General features: G+C 48.4%; 13 protein-coding genes and 1 riboswitch. Of the genes, 5 read left to right on the top strand and 8 right to left on the bottom strand.

The annotated features are described in order from the left end of the window. The first annotated feature begins 30 nt into the window (after positions 1–30). From MKY16_RS02160 to MKY16_RS02150, 3 genes are all read left to right on the top strand, one after another. Positions 31–861 (top strand): transporter substrate-binding domain-containing protein, encoded by an 831-nt coding sequence (locus tag MKY16_RS02160; protein WP_069010734.1) that lies wholly within the window; start codon positions 31–33, stop codon positions 859–861. 71 nt (positions 862–932) lie between these two features. Continuing rightward, entirely contained in the window at positions 933–1,592 is a 660-nt protein-coding gene (locus MKY16_RS02155) for an amino acid ABC transporter permease (RefSeq protein WP_307351781.1), read from the top strand. 14 nt (positions 1,593–1,606) lie between these two features. Beyond that, the gene (locus MKY16_RS02150; RefSeq protein ID WP_029514671.1) at positions 1,607–2,257 is read left to right on the top strand and encodes an amino acid ABC transporter permease; all 651 of its coding nucleotides are present in this window, start codon (positions 1,607–1,609) and stop codon (positions 2,255–2,257) included. A gap of 27 nt (positions 2,258–2,284) precedes the next feature. On the opposite strand, the gene MKY16_RS02145 is transcribed toward MKY16_RS02150, so the two are convergent. The 7 genes from MKY16_RS02145 to MKY16_RS02115 form a co-directional block, all read right to left on the bottom strand. Beyond that, a complete protein-coding gene (locus tag MKY16_RS02145; protein ID WP_029514670.1) occupies positions 2,285–3,244 on the bottom strand; it encodes a LysR family transcriptional regulator in 960 nt (319 codons plus the stop codon). 43 nt (positions 3,245–3,287) lie between these two features. Continuing rightward, a complete protein-coding gene (gene opp4A / locus MKY16_RS02140; protein WP_029514669.1) occupies positions 3,288–5,108 on the bottom strand; it encodes an oligopeptide ABC transporter substrate-binding protein in 1,821 nt (606 codons plus the stop codon). 42 nt (positions 5,109–5,150) lie between these two features. Then, complete coding sequence (locus tag MKY16_RS02135) at positions 5,151–6,059, bottom strand: ABC transporter permease (RefSeq protein WP_069010733.1); 909 nt, start codon at positions 6,057–6,059, stop codon at positions 5,151–5,153. Between the two features lie 28 nt (positions 6,060–6,087). Continuing rightward, positions 6,088–7,056, bottom strand: a complete 969-nt coding sequence (gene opp4B, locus MKY16_RS02130) for an oligopeptide ABC transporter permease (protein WP_029514667.1) — start codon at positions 7,054–7,056, stop codon at positions 6,088–6,090. Between the two features lie 13 nt (positions 7,057–7,069). Further along, positions 7,070–7,996, bottom strand: a complete 927-nt coding sequence (locus tag MKY16_RS02125) for an ABC transporter ATP-binding protein (RefSeq protein WP_340953917.1) — start codon at positions 7,994–7,996, stop codon at positions 7,070–7,072. Then, positions 7,974–9,005 carry an ABC transporter ATP-binding protein gene (locus tag MKY16_RS02120; RefSeq protein WP_209949238.1) on the bottom strand — a complete coding sequence of 344 codons (1,032 nt, stop codon included), beginning with the start codon at positions 9,003–9,005 and terminating at the stop codon, positions 7,974–7,976. Before MKY16_RS02120 ends, MKY16_RS02125 begins: the two co-directional genes overlap by 23 nt. Before the next feature lie 328 nt (positions 9,006–9,333). Further along, a complete protein-coding gene (locus MKY16_RS02115; protein ID WP_340953915.1) occupies positions 9,334–10,962 on the bottom strand; it encodes a DUF6359 domain-containing protein in 1,629 nt (542 codons plus the stop codon). A gap of 337 nt (positions 10,963–11,299) precedes the next feature. Next, a riboswitch (glycine riboswitch) is annotated at positions 11,300–11,415 on the top strand. Positions 11,416–11,626: 211 nt separating this feature from the next. On the opposite strand from MKY16_RS02115, the gene sdaAB reads away from it, so the two are divergent. Together sdaAB and sdaAA are read left to right on the top strand one after the other, a co-directional pair. After that, a complete protein-coding gene (sdaAB, locus tag MKY16_RS02110; RefSeq protein WP_069010729.1) occupies positions 11,627–12,316 on the top strand; it encodes an L-serine ammonia-lyase, iron-sulfur-dependent subunit beta in 690 nt (229 codons plus the stop codon). Beyond that, positions 12,306–13,205, top strand: coding sequence for an L-serine ammonia-lyase, iron-sulfur-dependent, subunit alpha (gene sdaAA / locus MKY16_RS02105; RefSeq protein ID WP_340953912.1), 900 nt, complete (start codon positions 12,306–12,308; stop codon positions 13,203–13,205). Before sdaAB ends, sdaAA begins: the two co-directional genes overlap by 11 nt. A gap of 160 nt (positions 13,206–13,365) precedes the next feature. Here the strand turns inward: sdaAA and MKY16_RS02100 are convergent, their stop codons facing one another. Next, complete coding sequence (locus MKY16_RS02100) at positions 13,366–15,702, bottom strand: Ig-like domain-containing protein (RefSeq protein ID WP_340953909.1); 2,337 nt, start codon at positions 15,700–15,702, stop codon at positions 13,366–13,368. Positions 15,703–15,763 lie beyond the last annotated feature (61 nt).

Here is a 15,763-nt window from a genome sequence, read left to right as displayed (position 1 = left end):
TGTAGCGTAAATCGAAAGGGGAATGTTCTGATGAGAAAAAGATTTCAATGGAGTACTTTGGTGCTGGTAGCTTTATCTTGTCTGCTCGTCTTGGCAGGCTGCGGAGGCAAAGAAGGAGCGGCAACGTCGGGAAATGAGCCGGCAGCAGCCAACGGACTGGAAGCGATCAAACAGCGTGGCAAACTAGTCATTGGTGTGAAATACGATACCAAGCTGTTCGGACTGAAAGACCCGGCTAGCGGAAAAGTAGAAGGTTTTGATATCGACATCGCCAAGGCTGTAGCCAAACATATTTTTGGCGATGAAACCAAACTTGAACTAAAAGAAGTCACGTCCAAAACACGAATCACCTTATTGCAAAACGGAGACATCGACGCCATTATCGCGACGATGACCATTTCGGATGAACGTAAAAAGCAGGTTGATTTTAGCGACGTCTATTTTAACGCCGGGCAATCTCTACTCGTGAAAAAGGGGAGCCCCATCACCGGGCTGGAGTCCCTGACCCCGAATACCAAGGTGCTCGCCGTGAAAGGCTCTACTTCCGCCAAAAATATCCGTGAAAAAGCACCAGAAGCGACGATATTAGAATTCGAAAACTATCAGGATGCTTTCAATGCCCTCAAAGCAGGTAAAGGAGAAGCGTTAACTACCGATAACTCTATTCTGCTCGGCATGCAGAAGCAAGATCCGAATTATATTCTTGTAGGCGGGAACTTCACAGAGGAACCTTACGGCATTGCAGTAAAGAAGGGACAAACCGAACTCCTACAAGCCATTAATGATACGATCAAGGAACTGAAAAGCAACGGTGAATACGATAAGCTCCACGAGCAATGGCTTGGGGTTAAGCCCGAATAGTATTCTTGTGAAGGAGCCGCGCTTGCGAGCTCCTTCCTTTCTTAAGTCTGGATAAGGAGGTATACCTGTAGATGCTTACTTTTGATATCAACGTACTTTTCGATCATAGCGACCGTTTCAGAGAAGGCTTGCTTCATACCGTTCAAGCTAGTGTCATTGCCTTGATCGGAAGCTTTATTCTGGGAGCTATTATTGCCATCCTCCGAATTGCGCCTTTTAAATGGCTAAACTGGATCGGTACCGTCTATGTAGAGGTCATCCGCAATATCCCATTGCTGATCGTCGTGCTGTTTTTTTATCTGGGGCTTCCCACTTTGGGCATCCCTTTGGACGGATTCGTATCTGGAACGCTTGGATTGACCGTATACACAGCCTCCTTTATTGCTGAAGCCATACGTGCCGGCATTCAATCTGTGCCCAAGGGGCAATTTGAAGCGGCAAGGTCCTCCGGGTTGAGTTACAACCAGACGATGATCAGCATTATTTTACCGCAAGCCATCAAAATTGTGCTGCCTGCGATCGGCAACCAATTCATTAATCTGGTCAAAAACTCTTCCGTGCTGGCTATTGTGGCCGGGCTGGATCTCATGTATTACTCGGACCTCATTAACTCGGATACCTTCCTGCCCATCACAGTCTACGTCATCACGGCGTTGTTGTATCTTATCTTGACAGTTCCGCTTAGCTTTCTTGTACTGTACATGGAACGGCGTCTGTCCAAAACATCCTAAGGAGGGAAGCCTGTATGGATTTCGGTGGATTGTTTGTGTGGCCTAATGTGCGTTTTATACTGGAGGGCTTCCTGCTCACGCTGGAGGTTGCTATTTACTCTATCGTGTTCAGCTTCGCTCTTGGTATCTTATTCGGCATTCTGCGCTATACCCGCTTACCTGTCATTTCACAGGTTGCAGCCTTTATCATTGATCTCATTCGTAATCTTCCATTATTGCTCATTATTTTCTTCATCGGTATGGTTTTACCATCTATCGGTCTTTCCATTTCCCTCAAGTGGGCAGCCATTACAGGCCTGTCGATCTTCGAGGGAGCCATGATTGCTGAGATTGTGCGTAGCGGTCTGAATTCGGTCCATAAAGGACAGGTGGAAGCCGCACGTTCCTCTGGTCTAAGCTATTCTCAAACCTTATGGCATATCATTCTGCCCCAAGCGCTTCGTCGCATGGTGCCCCCGATTGTCAGCCAGTTCATTTCCCTATTCAAGGATACCTCACTGGCTGTCATTATCAGTTTGCCGGAGCTGACGCATAATATTCAGATTGTCGGTGGGCAAAATCAATCCTTTGTCATTCCAGCCCTGCTGTTCGCAGCTTTCCTGTACTTTGCTGTCAATTACAGTATGTCACTGATTGCACGCAGGCTGGAAGTTCGTACACATTAAAGCTCGTGATACTCATCAGGGTTGCCACTAGTTGGAACGCACGGTTAGTACAGCTTGTATCTCTTTAATCAATTGCTTCAACGCTTCTCCCTGATAACGGCCAGACCGATAAACCAGCTCTAGCTGACCCTGGAGCACGTCGCACAAAATAGGTACAGTGCAAAATTGTGAGTGATCCAATTCTGTTGCAAGGGACTCCGTCTGTAGGGTTACGGCAAGTCCATCCTGCACCCAGCGCAGGATGGAAGGTATGGAATTGGTCTCCAAGACGGTTGCAAAAGGATACCCGCGATCACGGAAGCACTTCTCAATCAGTTTCCTGCCGGGATGACACTCTGGCTGCATCCCCCAGGGTACATGCCTCAATTCGTCCAGCGTAATGGAAGAACGGTTGGAAAACACATGCTCTACCGGAACAACAAGACAGTAGTTCTCCGTACGAAGAGGAAGCTGGACAAGCCTTTCATCCGTACCCGAATGCAGCGTGATGCCAACATCCACTCGGTTATCCAGCAGCTGTTCTGTGACATCAAATGATGGATGGATGTGCAAGCTGACTCTAGGAAATGACTGATGAAAATGGATAAACATTTCTTGTAATGGTTCCTCCAGCTCCGGTAATGCGATACCAATCCGCAAACTCCCGCGTTGCTCGGTGCGCAACTCCTCAATGGAAGCCTTTGCTTGCTGTAAATCCTTGAGCGCATGTGCACTGTGTTGCAGCAACAATTTCCCGGCATCTGTCATCTTAATTTTCTTGCCTGCACGGTCAAAAAGAGTCATGCCCAATTCCTCTTCCAACGCCTTAATTTGCAAGCTAAGTGTGGGTTGGGAGATTCCGATCTTTTCCGAAGCTTTCGTAAAATGCAGTTCCTCGCATACCGCAATGAAGTATTGAAGCTGACGTATCTCCGTCTTCCTTCTCTCCCTTCGAGAATCCCCAGAATGATTGCATAAAAGGTCAAAAGAAGCGCAAAATCGGATCAAACCGGTTCGCGCTTCTTCTTCAGGTTATTGCGCTTTTTTTAGATTATTGGGCTACTTCTGCTTTTTCCGCAGTCAACGTAATATTCGCAAACGTGTCTGCATCATACTCCTTGCCACGGGTAATATCGTAATTGGCTACCCGATTATTCACTGCCTCCAACGAGTAACGGAATAACGTCGGTACAATGGGTGCCTCCTCGCTCATATACGCCTGCCACTGATTGTATATATCTTTACGATAATTGTCGTCAAAGGCTTTCACAGACACCCCTTCCTGCAACAGCTTATCATTCTCTTCACTGGTAAAGCGCGAGTAGTTAAAGCTGGCTCCGCGTCCATACAGCCCACTAGGGTTTACATCTGTACCTGTACTCCATGCGCCGCCAAAAATATCAATGCCAGGGTCATCCTTCTGCACACGGTCATAGAAAGAATTGAACTCAAGCAGACGGCCGTCCACCAGCTCGACATGAAGCCCGACATCCTTCCAATTTTGCAAATAAAACTTCGCCAGCGATTCGGCTGTCGCATCCCCGCTCATTGCCGCATAATGTAGCACCAGTTCCTTGCCCTTAGGGTCCTCACGGTATCCATCTCCATTGGTGTCCACATACCCTGCCTCGTCCAGCAGCTTTTTTGCCTTGTCCGGATCATACGCAATGCCCTTCGCATTCACATCATGATATCCCTTAAAGGCGGGCGGGACCAAGGATGTCGCAGGAGTCCGAAGCCCATGATAGAGCTGCTTGCCAACCTGCTCGTTATTCAGCGCATAGCCGAGGGCCTGACGTAGTGACTTGTTCGCCAGCTTGGCGTTCGGGTCCATGATATTTAGACTCTTGGCCTGATCGAATTTTCCCATTTTAAAGCCTACATAGCTATAAGATAATTCCTCCTGACCGAGAAACTGTACATTTTTCGGATTGCTGGCCTCATTGTAACGGGTGGTTGGATAGCTGGCCCAGTCGACTTCTCCACTTTTCAGCGCCTCGGTAATGACATTCGGGTTCACCACCTTCAGATGAAGGCCATCCAGCTTGGGTACACCGTGAAAATAATCCTCATTTTTGACAAATTCCACAGATTCACCTGTAACCATGGATTTAATTTTGAACGGCCCATAGCCAATCGGATTTTTACGGACAGGATCTGATCCGGCCATATCTTTCACGGGGATATTCTGAAACACCTTTTTCTCCAGGGGTGTAGACCAAAGTCCCGATTTCACCGAAGGATTAGGTTCCTTGAAATGAATGGTAACCTCTTTCTCATTGAGCACTTTGATGCCAGAAATGGTTTTGGCCTTACCCGAGTGATAATCTTCCATACCCACAATATTCGTCATAAAACTATCATAACGCGGACCTTCGTAGTCTTTATGACCGATCACTTCATAGGAAAAAGCATAGTCCTCCGCCGTTACGGGATTACCATCCGTCCAGTTCAGTTTGGGATCAATTTTCACAGTCACCGCCTTATTGTCTGGGGAAAAGGAAATCGTCGCCGCCCCTTTATTGTCAATATTCAGATTGGAGTCAATCGAAAACATAGAAGGATAAAAAAACTGGAAGACTTCAAAATCAGGATTGCCTTCATAAAATACAGGATTCAGAATGCCTTCAAAAGGGGTATCAGACACGAGTGCATAATTGATGATGCCACCCTTAATCGGGGCCTTATCGTTCTTGATCGCCTTCGCCAGCGCTGTCGCATTCACCTGTTTGCTGTCGGACCCTGAGCCGCCTGTACCGTCAGACGATTTCCCTCCATTTGAAGCGGAAGGCGAACCGCTGCATGCCGCCAATGAAAGTACCAAAATTGCAGCTAGAACAGGCAGAATCCCTTTTTTCCAGTGTTTAACCATTGTAAATCCCTCCTTGTCATTGTCCTTATCCTTGAACTTCGGTTAACCCAATCGTTGTCTGGCATCCGTGGCGCGTTTGAGCGCCTGGCCAATAAAGTTAATCGCCAGCATTAACACCAAAATAAGCAGTGAGGCAGGTAACCACATCCACCAGCTATTCTGCAAAACATCCGGGTCATTGGCATAACTCACCAGTGTACCCAAGCTTGGCGTAGATTCCGGTAAGCCAAAGCCGAGATAAGAAAGCCCGGTCTCAATCCCGATATTCCCCGCGAGACTGAGGGTCAGATTGACGATCACGACCGAGCTAAGATTGGGCAGCACGCCAAACCAGATGATTTTCCAATTGGGTGTGCCAAGGGTTTTGGAAGCCTGCACATAATCCAGTTCGCGCTCCGACAACACCTTCGCCCGGATCAGGCGTGCTTTTCCAATCCATAAAAAGGCAGTCATGATAAAAATAAAGGACCCTATGCCGCTTTTGGGTACAATGCTGACAAATACGATGACCAACATCAAAAATGGAAGCACCAAAATAAAATCAATAATCCGCATGATGATGTTATCGACCATTCCCCCATAAAAACCAGCCAGTAAACCTAATGTTAAGCCAATAGCGGCGGATAACAATGTAATCGTAAAGCCAATAGTGAAGGAATTGCGGGCTCCAATGACCAGTTGGCCGAAAATATCTCTGCCCGCTCGATCTGTCCCCAGCCAATGCACTGAGCCTGGAGCTTCACGAATCGCGCCCAAATCGACCGTCGTGACTACATCCTGATTTACAAACAGGACAGAGGCATATATAAAGATCAAGAACAGAATCACAAAGCCAATGGAAACCAAGGCCATTTTGTCACGCACCAGCTCACGACGTAGTACAGACCAACTGGATGGTGATTTACGAATGATTCCCGGCGTGAAAACCTCCTCCACCTGTATAGACACCATAATCCCTCCCTTTCTCTAGACTTGTTCGCTACTCAATTCGAATGCGGGGATCGACTTTGCTTAGGATGACATCAGATAAAAGAGTTCCTAATAGCGCCAAGAAGCCAGAGATCATGACCAGCGCGTTCACGACTGAAAAATCCCGTTGAGTGATGGACTGGAGAAATAATTGGCCCAACCCCGGATAACCGAAAATAGATTCAAGAAAAATGTTGCCTGCAATGACTCCCGTCAGGTCATAACCCAAAAAGGCAGCGATCGGCAATAACGAGTTTTTGAAAATATGGCGGGAATAAATTTTACCTTCGGGTACCCCTTTGGAACGCGCTGTCTTCACAAAATCCTTCAGTCTTGTGTCAATGACCTCATTGCGCAAATACTGAATCGTAGCCGTTGTACTGAGCAATGCGCCTGTAACCGCCGGTAAAATGAGATGATACGACTTGTTCACGTAATATGACCATGCCCCCGGCTCCACACCTACATCCACACTGCCGCTGGTTGGAAACCAGCCGAGCCTGAAGCCGAATACATACAGCAGCAGCAACGCGAGTATAAATAGAGGTGTCGCAAAGCTGAGATAGGTATAGCCCACTACAGTTTTGTCCAGCAGACTATGCTGATAACGACCGCTGAGTACGCCGAGCGGGATGGCGATCAGATACGTCAGAACCAGAATGACTACGCCCAGAAAGAACGTGTTCCCCAGACGGCTGCCAATCAGATCGGTAACGCTAATTTTATGTACATAAGATTTGCCCAGATCCCCGTGAGCAAGCTGGACGAGCCAGTTCCCATACTGCATCCACACCGGGTCATTCAGTCCCAGTCTTTGTCGCTGCTCTTCCAGTGCGGCCGGATTCAGATTGGGTGTCGAAGTAATAAGTCCTGTCAGGGCATCCCCCGGCATAGCCTTAGCCAGGAAAAATATAAGCACGCTCAGTGCAAAAAGTTGAGGGATCATAACCAGTAGCCGACGCAGTGTAAATTTCCACATTTCTGTACCCCCCTTATGGTAGTGCGACTTGATGGGATGGACTTACTGATTTTAGTGCAAACGGTTTTCCACTCGCGTCTAGATGTTTGGGTAGCTCTGTTTTGTAGGAGGATAAAAGCATTCGCCTTTTTTGAGCATTTTCCAGCCGTTTTGTAGGATCAATATTGGGAATGGTTGCAATGAGGCGCTGGGTATACAGATGCTGTGGACGCTCATAAATATCTTGCTCGCTCCCCTGCTCCACTAGACGGCCCCGATACATAATACCGATTTGGTCGCACATATGGCGGATAATACCTAAATCATGGCTGATGAACAAATACGTCAAATTAAATTCCTGCTGCACATCCTTCATAAAATTAAGCACCTGTGCCTGCACGGAAACGTCCAGTGCTGACACTGGCTCATCAGCAATGATCAGCTTGGGGTTTAATGTCAGCGCACGCGCGATCCCGATCCGCTGTCGTTGCCCCCCGGAAAATTCATGCGGATATTTATAGGCTGCATCGGCGTTCAAGCCGACCTTTTCCAGCAACGTCTGTACTTTTCTCCGTTCTTCCTCACTACTCAGCCTTTCAAAATTTCGCAGCGGTTCAGCAATGACATCCAATACGCGCTTACGCGGGTTAAGCGAAGAGTATGGGTCCTGAAAAATCATCTGAATATCTCTACGCAATGGATGACGATTGTTACTACTTAGAGCTGCAAGGTCCTTTCCTTTAAACAAAGTCCGTCCGCTCGTCAGCTTATTTAGACCGATGATCGTCCTGCCTGTCGTCGTTTTCCCACAGCCAGATTCCCCCACCAGCCCGTAGGTCTGGCCTGCCTCAATGCTGATCGACACGCCATCCACTGCTTTCACCTGATCGATAACACGCTGGAAGAAACCACCGCGCACCGGATAGTGCACCCTCAAATCATTTAACTCCAGTAGTGCCATGAGCAGCCTCCCCCTTCGCCTCGTCTTCAAAATGAAAATGCTGATAACATGTACAACGGACCCAATGTCCAGGGGAAATTTCATTTAATTGGGGATGGTCTTCATGCACCCTCTGCTGAATCCAGGGAATACGTGGAGCAAAGCGGCAGCTATTGCGGGGGATATCTTGTAATGAGGGAACAATGCCGCCGATGACATGCAGTGATTCCCCCTTGGTATGCGATCCCGGCATGGAAGCAAGCAAAGAACGCGTATACGGATGCTGTGGTTGCCTGAATAATTCAAAAACATCAGCGCTCTCCACGATTTCTCCGGCATACATGACCACCACGCGGTCGGCTACTTCTGCCACAACACCAAGATCGTGCGTAATCAGGATAATACCGCTCCCAGTCTCCTGTTGAAGCTGTTTCAGCAAGTCGAGAATTTGCGATTGGATCGTTACATCGAGCGCAGTCGTCGGCTCATCTGCAATAATAAGAGAAGGTCGGCAAGCTATGGCAATCGCGATCATCACACGCTGCCGCATCCCTCCTGACAGTTCATGCGGATACTGATCATACACACGCACTGGATTCGGTATATCTACACTTTCCAGCAGCTCCAGCACACGTTCCCTTTTTTGCTTCGTAGATAGTGACGTATGATAATCGAGATTTTCCTCAATCTGCTTGCCAATGCTCATCAACGGGTTGAGTGCTGTCAACGGGTCCTGAAAGATCATGCCAATTCCCGCTCCGCGGATTTTATTCATTTGCCCTGAGGAAAGACGGTTCAAGTCCGTTCCTTTAAAAAAGACCTCCCCCTCTACACGCGTGCGTTCCATGTCATGCAGTTGCGGGATCGAAAGCGCTAACGCGCTTTTGCCACAGCCGGATTCTCCGACTACAGCCAGCACTTCATTGGGGTTGACCGTCAGATCCAGATGGTCGACTGCGGGGTGATATTGATCCTGGATGCGAAAAGATACGGATAATCCTTTAATTTCCAACACAGGTTCGGTATTCAATGCGCGCTTCCTCCATTCTCCATGGTCTTGTCCCGCTTATTCTCACCATGTTTGATGTTTAAAACCTCTCATGAACATTACATACCGTTTTTGTCGGAATAATTTGAATACATCCTATCACCAGTATATGGATATATCAATTAAGATTATGCTATCAACATCATTTAAAAAATCAATGATCCAGCAATAGTGCGGCCTTTCTGGCACAAAATGTAATGAAATAACCAACCACAGGTTAATTTTCATCACAAAAAAAGTCGCCTGATCCCTCAGCAGGGATCAAACGACTAACTAACCCAAGCTCACATTGAGCTCCTGACAATATAATTTACGAAGCCGCTCCATAGGAGCCAGACTTGAATGTTCTAGGATCGTACCATTTGTAGCCTGCTGCCGGAGCAGACCAAGGCTCAGGCTGTGGTTCCGTGGACGCCGCAGGCTCTTCGAATGGCAGAAGCTTCGTTGGTTGATCCAGAGTCAAACCTGCCACATCGGACAATTTCGTGTAGTCCTGCTTCCATGCAAGCCATTGAACCGTTTGCACCAGGAAGGTTGAATCATCCACTTCTTTGAAGCCATCATATGTCTTCTTCGACTGTCCGTTTTCCTCACGCACATATTTCGGTGTAGCATCTTCTACAGGGGAAGAATCACCGATGAATGCCGCCTTGCCTTGGCCTACCTTGGAGATAGCGGCATAAGGTCCTTCCGCACGGCCCCCGCCGTTATAAACCCCCTGATCTACCGCATTCCCCCATTTTTTCGTGCCTGAAGGGATATAAGCAATGCCTTTAGCCTTGGTAGGATCAATAATAGCCAGCGTAGATCCTGCATGCATGGCAATCGAGCGCACACCCTTGGTAATACCGAAAGATTGATCTGCGGCTACAATGTCGGTAGCATTCACATCACCGAGCGCATTGTAACGGAAACGAACGCCAAAGTTGGCCGCCAGCCAATCGGAGCTTGTTAATCCTTGCATTGCCGGTGATGCAGCCTCTTCTGCAGTCATGCCTTTGGCCGGATTAGTATAAGCTCCACGACGGTAGCCATTCATAACCTCGGAGGAATCCCAACGGTTTTTGTTACGGTCCGCATTATAATGATCGGAGATGAAGAAGACGCTCCCTCCGTTATTCACGTATTGCAGCAGGGCAGCCTGCTCGGATGCCTTAAAGGCAACATTCGCTTCACCAATAATGAACACATCATATTGGCGCAGCTTGTCATAGGTTATGGCCTGCTCTCCATAAGTAAAAGGAATAGGACGATTTAATGGGTCTACCGTAAAGCCTACATTACGCAGTCCATTGGCAAAGTCGGAGAAGGCGCCTTCAATGACCCAATCTGCTGCACCAGCGGTCTGTGCGTGCGTATTATCGAACAGCACCTTTTTGCCTTTTCCATCCGGCAATGTAGTACCGGGTTGACCCGGGTTGCCAGGTTCAGGTTGACCCGGGTTGCCAGGTTCAGGTTCACCAGGTTCACCTGGTTCCCCCGGCTCGCTTCCGTTCACCAGTTCAACAGCGCTTGGGCTTTTCACTCCACCAAAATTATTGTAGGCGCCAAGTGTACCCGTCACACGAATTTTGCTGCCGATCAGCTCAGGATGGCCTGACAGTCCAAATTGCCCTCTGTACGCGGATGTCAGCTGTACATCCAATAGATTAGAAGTGCTACGTTCATTAGCCTGGTCAGCAATCAGTACGTTAAAATCATTCGCAAACGGAGAAGAAAAGTTAGCCGTTTTCGATCCGGTAGCATGTCCGACGATATAACCTTCTACCGTCACCGTACCTCCACTGCTTTGGCCCTGAAGTGCTTCGGCTACTGTCAATGCTCCCTCTGCCTTGACCTGACCGAACGGAACGAAGATCCCGATCAGCAGTGATGCGATCGCTGCTAGATGCAGCATCCCTTTTAAGCGTGAACCTGTGAACCGCAAGCCTTTTACCATACGTCAATATCCCTCCTATGATTTCCATAAATGTACTTGTCCTCTATCAGATTAGCCGCCAATCTTCTAATTCCTTCCTGATTTCATCCATAATTATGTAAACTTTAATCTTTTTTATTGGAAATGCACCTGTTTCAGGATTTTGCAAAATTCGATTCCAGTCGCTCCAAAGCGCAATATCTAGACGAACTAGGCCATTTCGATCTATATATTGTTCATTGGAAGTCGCTTATTGGATTTTTGCAAAATCCTCGTTTATGTAAAAATTGAACCCTGTGATTGACACCGAGCACGTCATACATTACGCTAAGAAAGACATGTAGAACGGTATACGCGAATGAAGATGACGGGAGAGTCTGTCCAGGAGGCTTACACTCTGGCGGCACCGAAGGAGCAAGACGCCAGCACCCGGCTGGCGGATAATCTCTCAGGTCCATGTATCGTCATCTGACGCAACTCTGGAGAGAGCGCAAGCCACCCAAGGGGTAAGGCGGTAAGAACACCGCACGAAACTCTCAGGTAACGAGGACAGAGATAAGGGAAACTTCCTTATCCTGTCCTTTTTTGTGCTCACATTGTGCGTCAGCATTAGGAACCGTCATAACCGCGCAAAGACGCGGAAATACCATATAGTATGGTATTAGAACATACAGGGGGCCACACCATGCGTTTCAAAGATGTATTTTCTATTATCGGCCCGGCCATGACCGGACCTTCCAGTTCACACACTGCAGGCGCGGTGCGACTCGCACGCGTTGCCCGGCACTGGCTCGGGGCGCAGCCTGACCGTGCCCGTATGACACTGTACGGCTCCTTTGCCGACACGTATAAAGGACACGGTACAGACCTCGCGCTCATCGCAGGGCTGCTTAATTACGATACGGACGATCACCGGATTCCCGATGCCGAGCAATGGGCCGAGCAAGCCGGGATGACCGTGGAATTCGCCGTCAGTGGACTCCCCGCTCCTCATCCGAACACCGTCCGTTTCGAGTTGTGGAAGGGCGAGGATCAGCGCACACTGCTGGGCTCCTCCATCGGCGGCGGCAGCATCCATGTCCAGCAACTCAACGAATTCCGGGTCAATCTGACCGGGGAGCTGCCTACGCTGGTGCTTCTCCACTCGGATAAGCCCGGTACATTGGGCGCAATAACTTCAGCGCTGGGCGCGGCCCACATTAACATTGCCTATATGCACGTAGATCGCAAAGGCCGGGATGGTGAAGCACTCACCGCCATTGAAACGGACAGTTCTGCTCCAGCTGAACTGATTGCGGAACTGCGTTCTTTACCTCATATGTATGAAATTAAGATGATTAATTTGAAAAAAGGAGCTGAATCCGATGCGGTTTAGCCATCTACATGAGATCAGCGCTTTATGCGCTGAAGAATCCACCACGATTGGCCGCTTGATGATTCAAGAGCAGGTACAAGAAACGAATACAACGGAGGAAGAAATCTTTCGACAAATGTCTGATTATTATGAAGTCATGAAGGAAGCCGTTCATCGCGGTCAGACACAAGACACCGTATCCCGCAGTGGATTGACGGGCGGCGACGGCAAGCGCCTGGCCGAGTATCTGCGGTCAGGGGAAACCTGCTCCGGTGATGCCTCTGCGCTCGCCATGGCTTATGCCCTCTCCGTGTCGGAGGTTAATGCATCCATGGGTCGCATTGTCGCCACTCCTACCGCAGGCTCATGTGGGGTTATCCCTGGTGTGTTCATCAGTGCGCAGGAACGGTTCGGCTGGGATGATGAGCATATGGTGAACGGCCTATTCGCCGCTGGAGCCATTGGCTACGTGATCGCCAACAACTCCTTCATTTCTGGCGCGGAGGGAGGCTGTCAGGCTGAGATTGGCTCAGCTATCGGGATGGCCGCTGGCGCTATGGTCGAGCTACGCGGTGGTACGCCTGAACAGGCTGTTCACGCCGCAGGCCTCGCTCTTAAGAACACGCTCGGCCTAATCTGCGACCCCGTCGCCGGACTCGTGGAGATTCCGTGCATCGTGCGCAACGGCCTGGGAGCCGTGACTGCGCTTGCCGCAGCGGACATGGCTTTGGCGGGTGTGCGCAGCGCTATTCCGTCTGACGAAGTCATTGACGTGATGCTTGAAGTCGGCAGCGCGATGCCGTCGAAGCACCGCGAGACCGCCAAAGGCGGCTTGGCTCAGACGCCGACTGGCAAGCGTTTGACCGAATCACTTACACGCAACGCATCAATCAAGAAGAATAAGTCGTAATTTCTAAGCTTTAAACCAATTACTTTCCCTCTATAAAACAAGGCGACTACCTCTCCCCCACATTGTCCTAGGGAAAGAGAATTCGTCCTTATAAAGAAAAGAGCAAGCATATCGTCGCTGGACGTATGCTTGCTCTTTTTCTTTTTAGTCGGGTTACAGATTACTGAACGGTTACCTGTATCTTCGTCATTTTACCTGCATATTTCACAGTAATTACTGCTTTGCCTTTGCCCTGTGCCTTAATGTTACCGTCTTTGACGGTCGCCACAATAATTCTGGACGAGGACCAGACAGCCGGTTTGGAAACATCCTTCTCCGACTCATCCTTATACGTGGCTGTAGCCGTAACCTTAGCCAGCTGTCCTGCCTTCAAATTCAAGGCGACTTCGTCTGTTTGCAAATATTTAAGCGTATCAACATCTACAGGTACGCTGATTATCTTCCCGCCGAACTTCGCCTGAATGTTAGCTTTACCGTAGCTGACCGCGGTAACCTGACCCTTTTTAACAGTGGCTACCTTATAATTGGACGTTTTCCATTCAGCTTGGGTTGTAACATCCTTTTCTTTACCATCGCTCGATTTAACCACAATCGCGATGGTTTTTTGATCTCCAGATTTGAGCGATAGCGCGATTGCATCCGCTTCAATCTTTTGCGCTACGTCCACTTCTACCGTAAACGTAATGTTTTGCTTGCCATATGAAGCAGTCACAGTTGCCTTACCACTACCATTCGCTTTGATCAAACCTTCGCTAACTTCAACCACTTTTACATTGCTAGTTGTCCAGGTGGCATCCTTGGTTACATCTGTTTTTGTACCGCCACTCTTAACTCCTGTTACTTTCAGCTGCTTCGTTTCCTGAGCACCAAGCGCAATTACACGCGAGTCTGTTTCCAGACGGTCTACAAGGCCAACTTGTACGTTAATCGTCAGTTTTTTGCCATTATAGGTCGCTGTAATAACCGCTTTACCAGCGGATTTACCCGTAATCGTTCCTTTGGACACAGAAGCAATATCTTCCGCGCTTGAAGCCCATTCTGCATCCTGTGTTACATCTTCCTTACGCCCATCCGCGTAAGTAGCCGTCAAAGTTGCAGTATAGTCCTCATTAATATCAATTGTTGCCGTTTTGGAGGACAGAGACAGATCCCCGGGTACATTTACGGATACCGTAGCTGTAGCTGTTTTGCCGCCATAAGAAGCGGTGATGGTAGCCTCACCTGTTTTATAACCTGTGACTTCCCCCGCGCTGACAAAAGCGATATCTTCATTGCTGGACTTCCACTCTGCCTTACTTGTGATATCTTCTTCCGTACCTGTTACGTACGTTGCGGTCAGCTTGAGCTTTTTGGATTCCTTGGCATTCAGGCTCAGCTTGTCCTCGCTCAAATCCAGAAATCTAGAGGTTTCGACATCTGTCTTGATCGAAACGGTCTTATCTCCATACTTAGCGGTCACCGTTGCCGAACCCGCACCGATGGCCATAATCGTTCCTTTATTCACCGTTGCAATTTTTTCATCGCTTGATGCCCAAGTAGCTTTATCCGTGATATCCGTTACTGTTCCATCCGGGTAAACAGCAGAAACCTGTATTTTTTTAGATTCATCCAGACGGAGAAAAATATTGGATTCGCTGGCTTTCAGCTTATTCGTTTGATCGACATCCACCGAAATCGTAGCGGACATCGTGCCATATTTACCTGTAATTGTCGCCTTTCCCGCGCTGTAACCGGTAATGGTGCCTTTCAGGACATCTGCCACGGCTGTATTGTTGGAGCTCCACTCGGCAGACTCTGTAACATCCTGAACTGATCCATCCGGGAACGTGGCTGTCAATTTAACTTTCTCTGTATCTTTCAACAAAAGAGAAACCTCTGATGAACTGACATCGAGACGTTTAACCTGCTCCACCTGCACAGCAATGGTTACGGTCTGTTGACCATATACGGCCTTAATATTGGCTGTACCTGCTCCCTGAGCGGTAACCAAACCGTTAACTACAGTTGCAATCTTTTGATTATCCGAGGTCCAAGTAGCATCACCCGAAACCTGAGCTGTTGTATTATCACTGTATGTCGCTGTCAAATCAACCTGTCCTGTACCGCTTGAACGCAAGTTCAGGCTTTGTACACTAGATGTCAGCGCCTTAACCTTTTTCGTTACATGTACCTGAACCGATTGTACCTTATCTTTATAGGTCGCAACCACGGTGGCTTCCCCTTCAGCCTTGGCCGAAACTGTACCATTATACACAGTAGCAATAGCTGTGTTATCACTTTTCCAATCCGTGCTTACGGTTACATTTGAGGTTGTCCCATCACTAAAAACAGCCGTAGCCGTCAATGCAGCTGTATCCCCCTGTTGCAAAGTTACCTCGTTAGACGAAAGGACAATCTTGGAAAGCACTGCTTCTGCTGCAGATGCAAACCCTGCATATGATGTAAAACTTGAAATCAGGATGACCAACGCCAGAAAACCGGACCATCTATTCTTCAAAATCTAATTCCCTCCCATTTCAAAACTTAAATTAAGGATTTCGCAAAATCCTTATACCTAC

Origin of the sequence: Paenibacillus sp. FSL L8-0641 (genome assembly GCF_038006265.1) — a bacterium.
Taxonomy (GTDB): Bacteria; Bacillota; Bacilli; order Paenibacillales; family Paenibacillaceae; genus Paenibacillus; species Paenibacillus polymyxa_D.
The sequence above is the reverse complement of the archived record's forward strand: the minus strand, read 5'-3'. Positions and strand labels throughout refer to the sequence as shown.

Excerpts from the sequence above, each read along its gene's own strand:
- MKY16_RS02160 (WP_069010734.1), top strand. The coding sequence starts at position 31 with ATGAGAAAAAGATTTCAATGGAGTACTTTGGTGCTGGTAGCTTTATCT.
- MKY16_RS02155 (WP_307351781.1), top strand. The coding sequence starts at position 933 with ATGCTTACTTTTGATATCAACGTACTTTTCGATCATAGCGACCGTTTC.
- MKY16_RS02150 (WP_029514671.1), top strand. The coding sequence starts at position 1,607 with ATGGATTTCGGTGGATTGTTTGTGTGGCCTAATGTGCGTTTTATACTG.
- opp4A (WP_029514669.1), bottom strand. The coding sequence starts at position 5,108 with ATGGTTAAACACTGGAAAAAAGGGATTCTGCCTGTTCTAGCTGCAATT.
- MKY16_RS02135 (WP_069010733.1), bottom strand. The coding sequence starts at position 6,059 with ATGGTGTCTATACAGGTGGAGGAGGTTTTCACGCCGGGAATCATTCGT.
- opp4B (WP_029514667.1), bottom strand. The coding sequence starts at position 7,056 with ATGTGGAAATTTACACTGCGTCGGCTACTGGTTATGATCCCTCAACTT.
- MKY16_RS02125 (WP_340953917.1), bottom strand. The coding sequence starts at position 7,996 with ATGGCACTACTGGAGTTAAATGATTTGAGGGTGCACTATCCGGTGCGC.
- MKY16_RS02115 (WP_340953915.1), bottom strand. The coding sequence starts at position 10,962 with ATGGTAAAAGGCTTGCGGTTCACAGGTTCACGCTTAAAAGGGATGCTG.
- sdaAB (WP_069010729.1), top strand. The coding sequence starts at position 11,627 with ATGCGTTTCAAAGATGTATTTTCTATTATCGGCCCGGCCATGACCGGA.
- sdaAA (WP_340953912.1), top strand. The coding sequence starts at position 12,306 with ATGCGGTTTAGCCATCTACATGAGATCAGCGCTTTATGCGCTGAAGAA.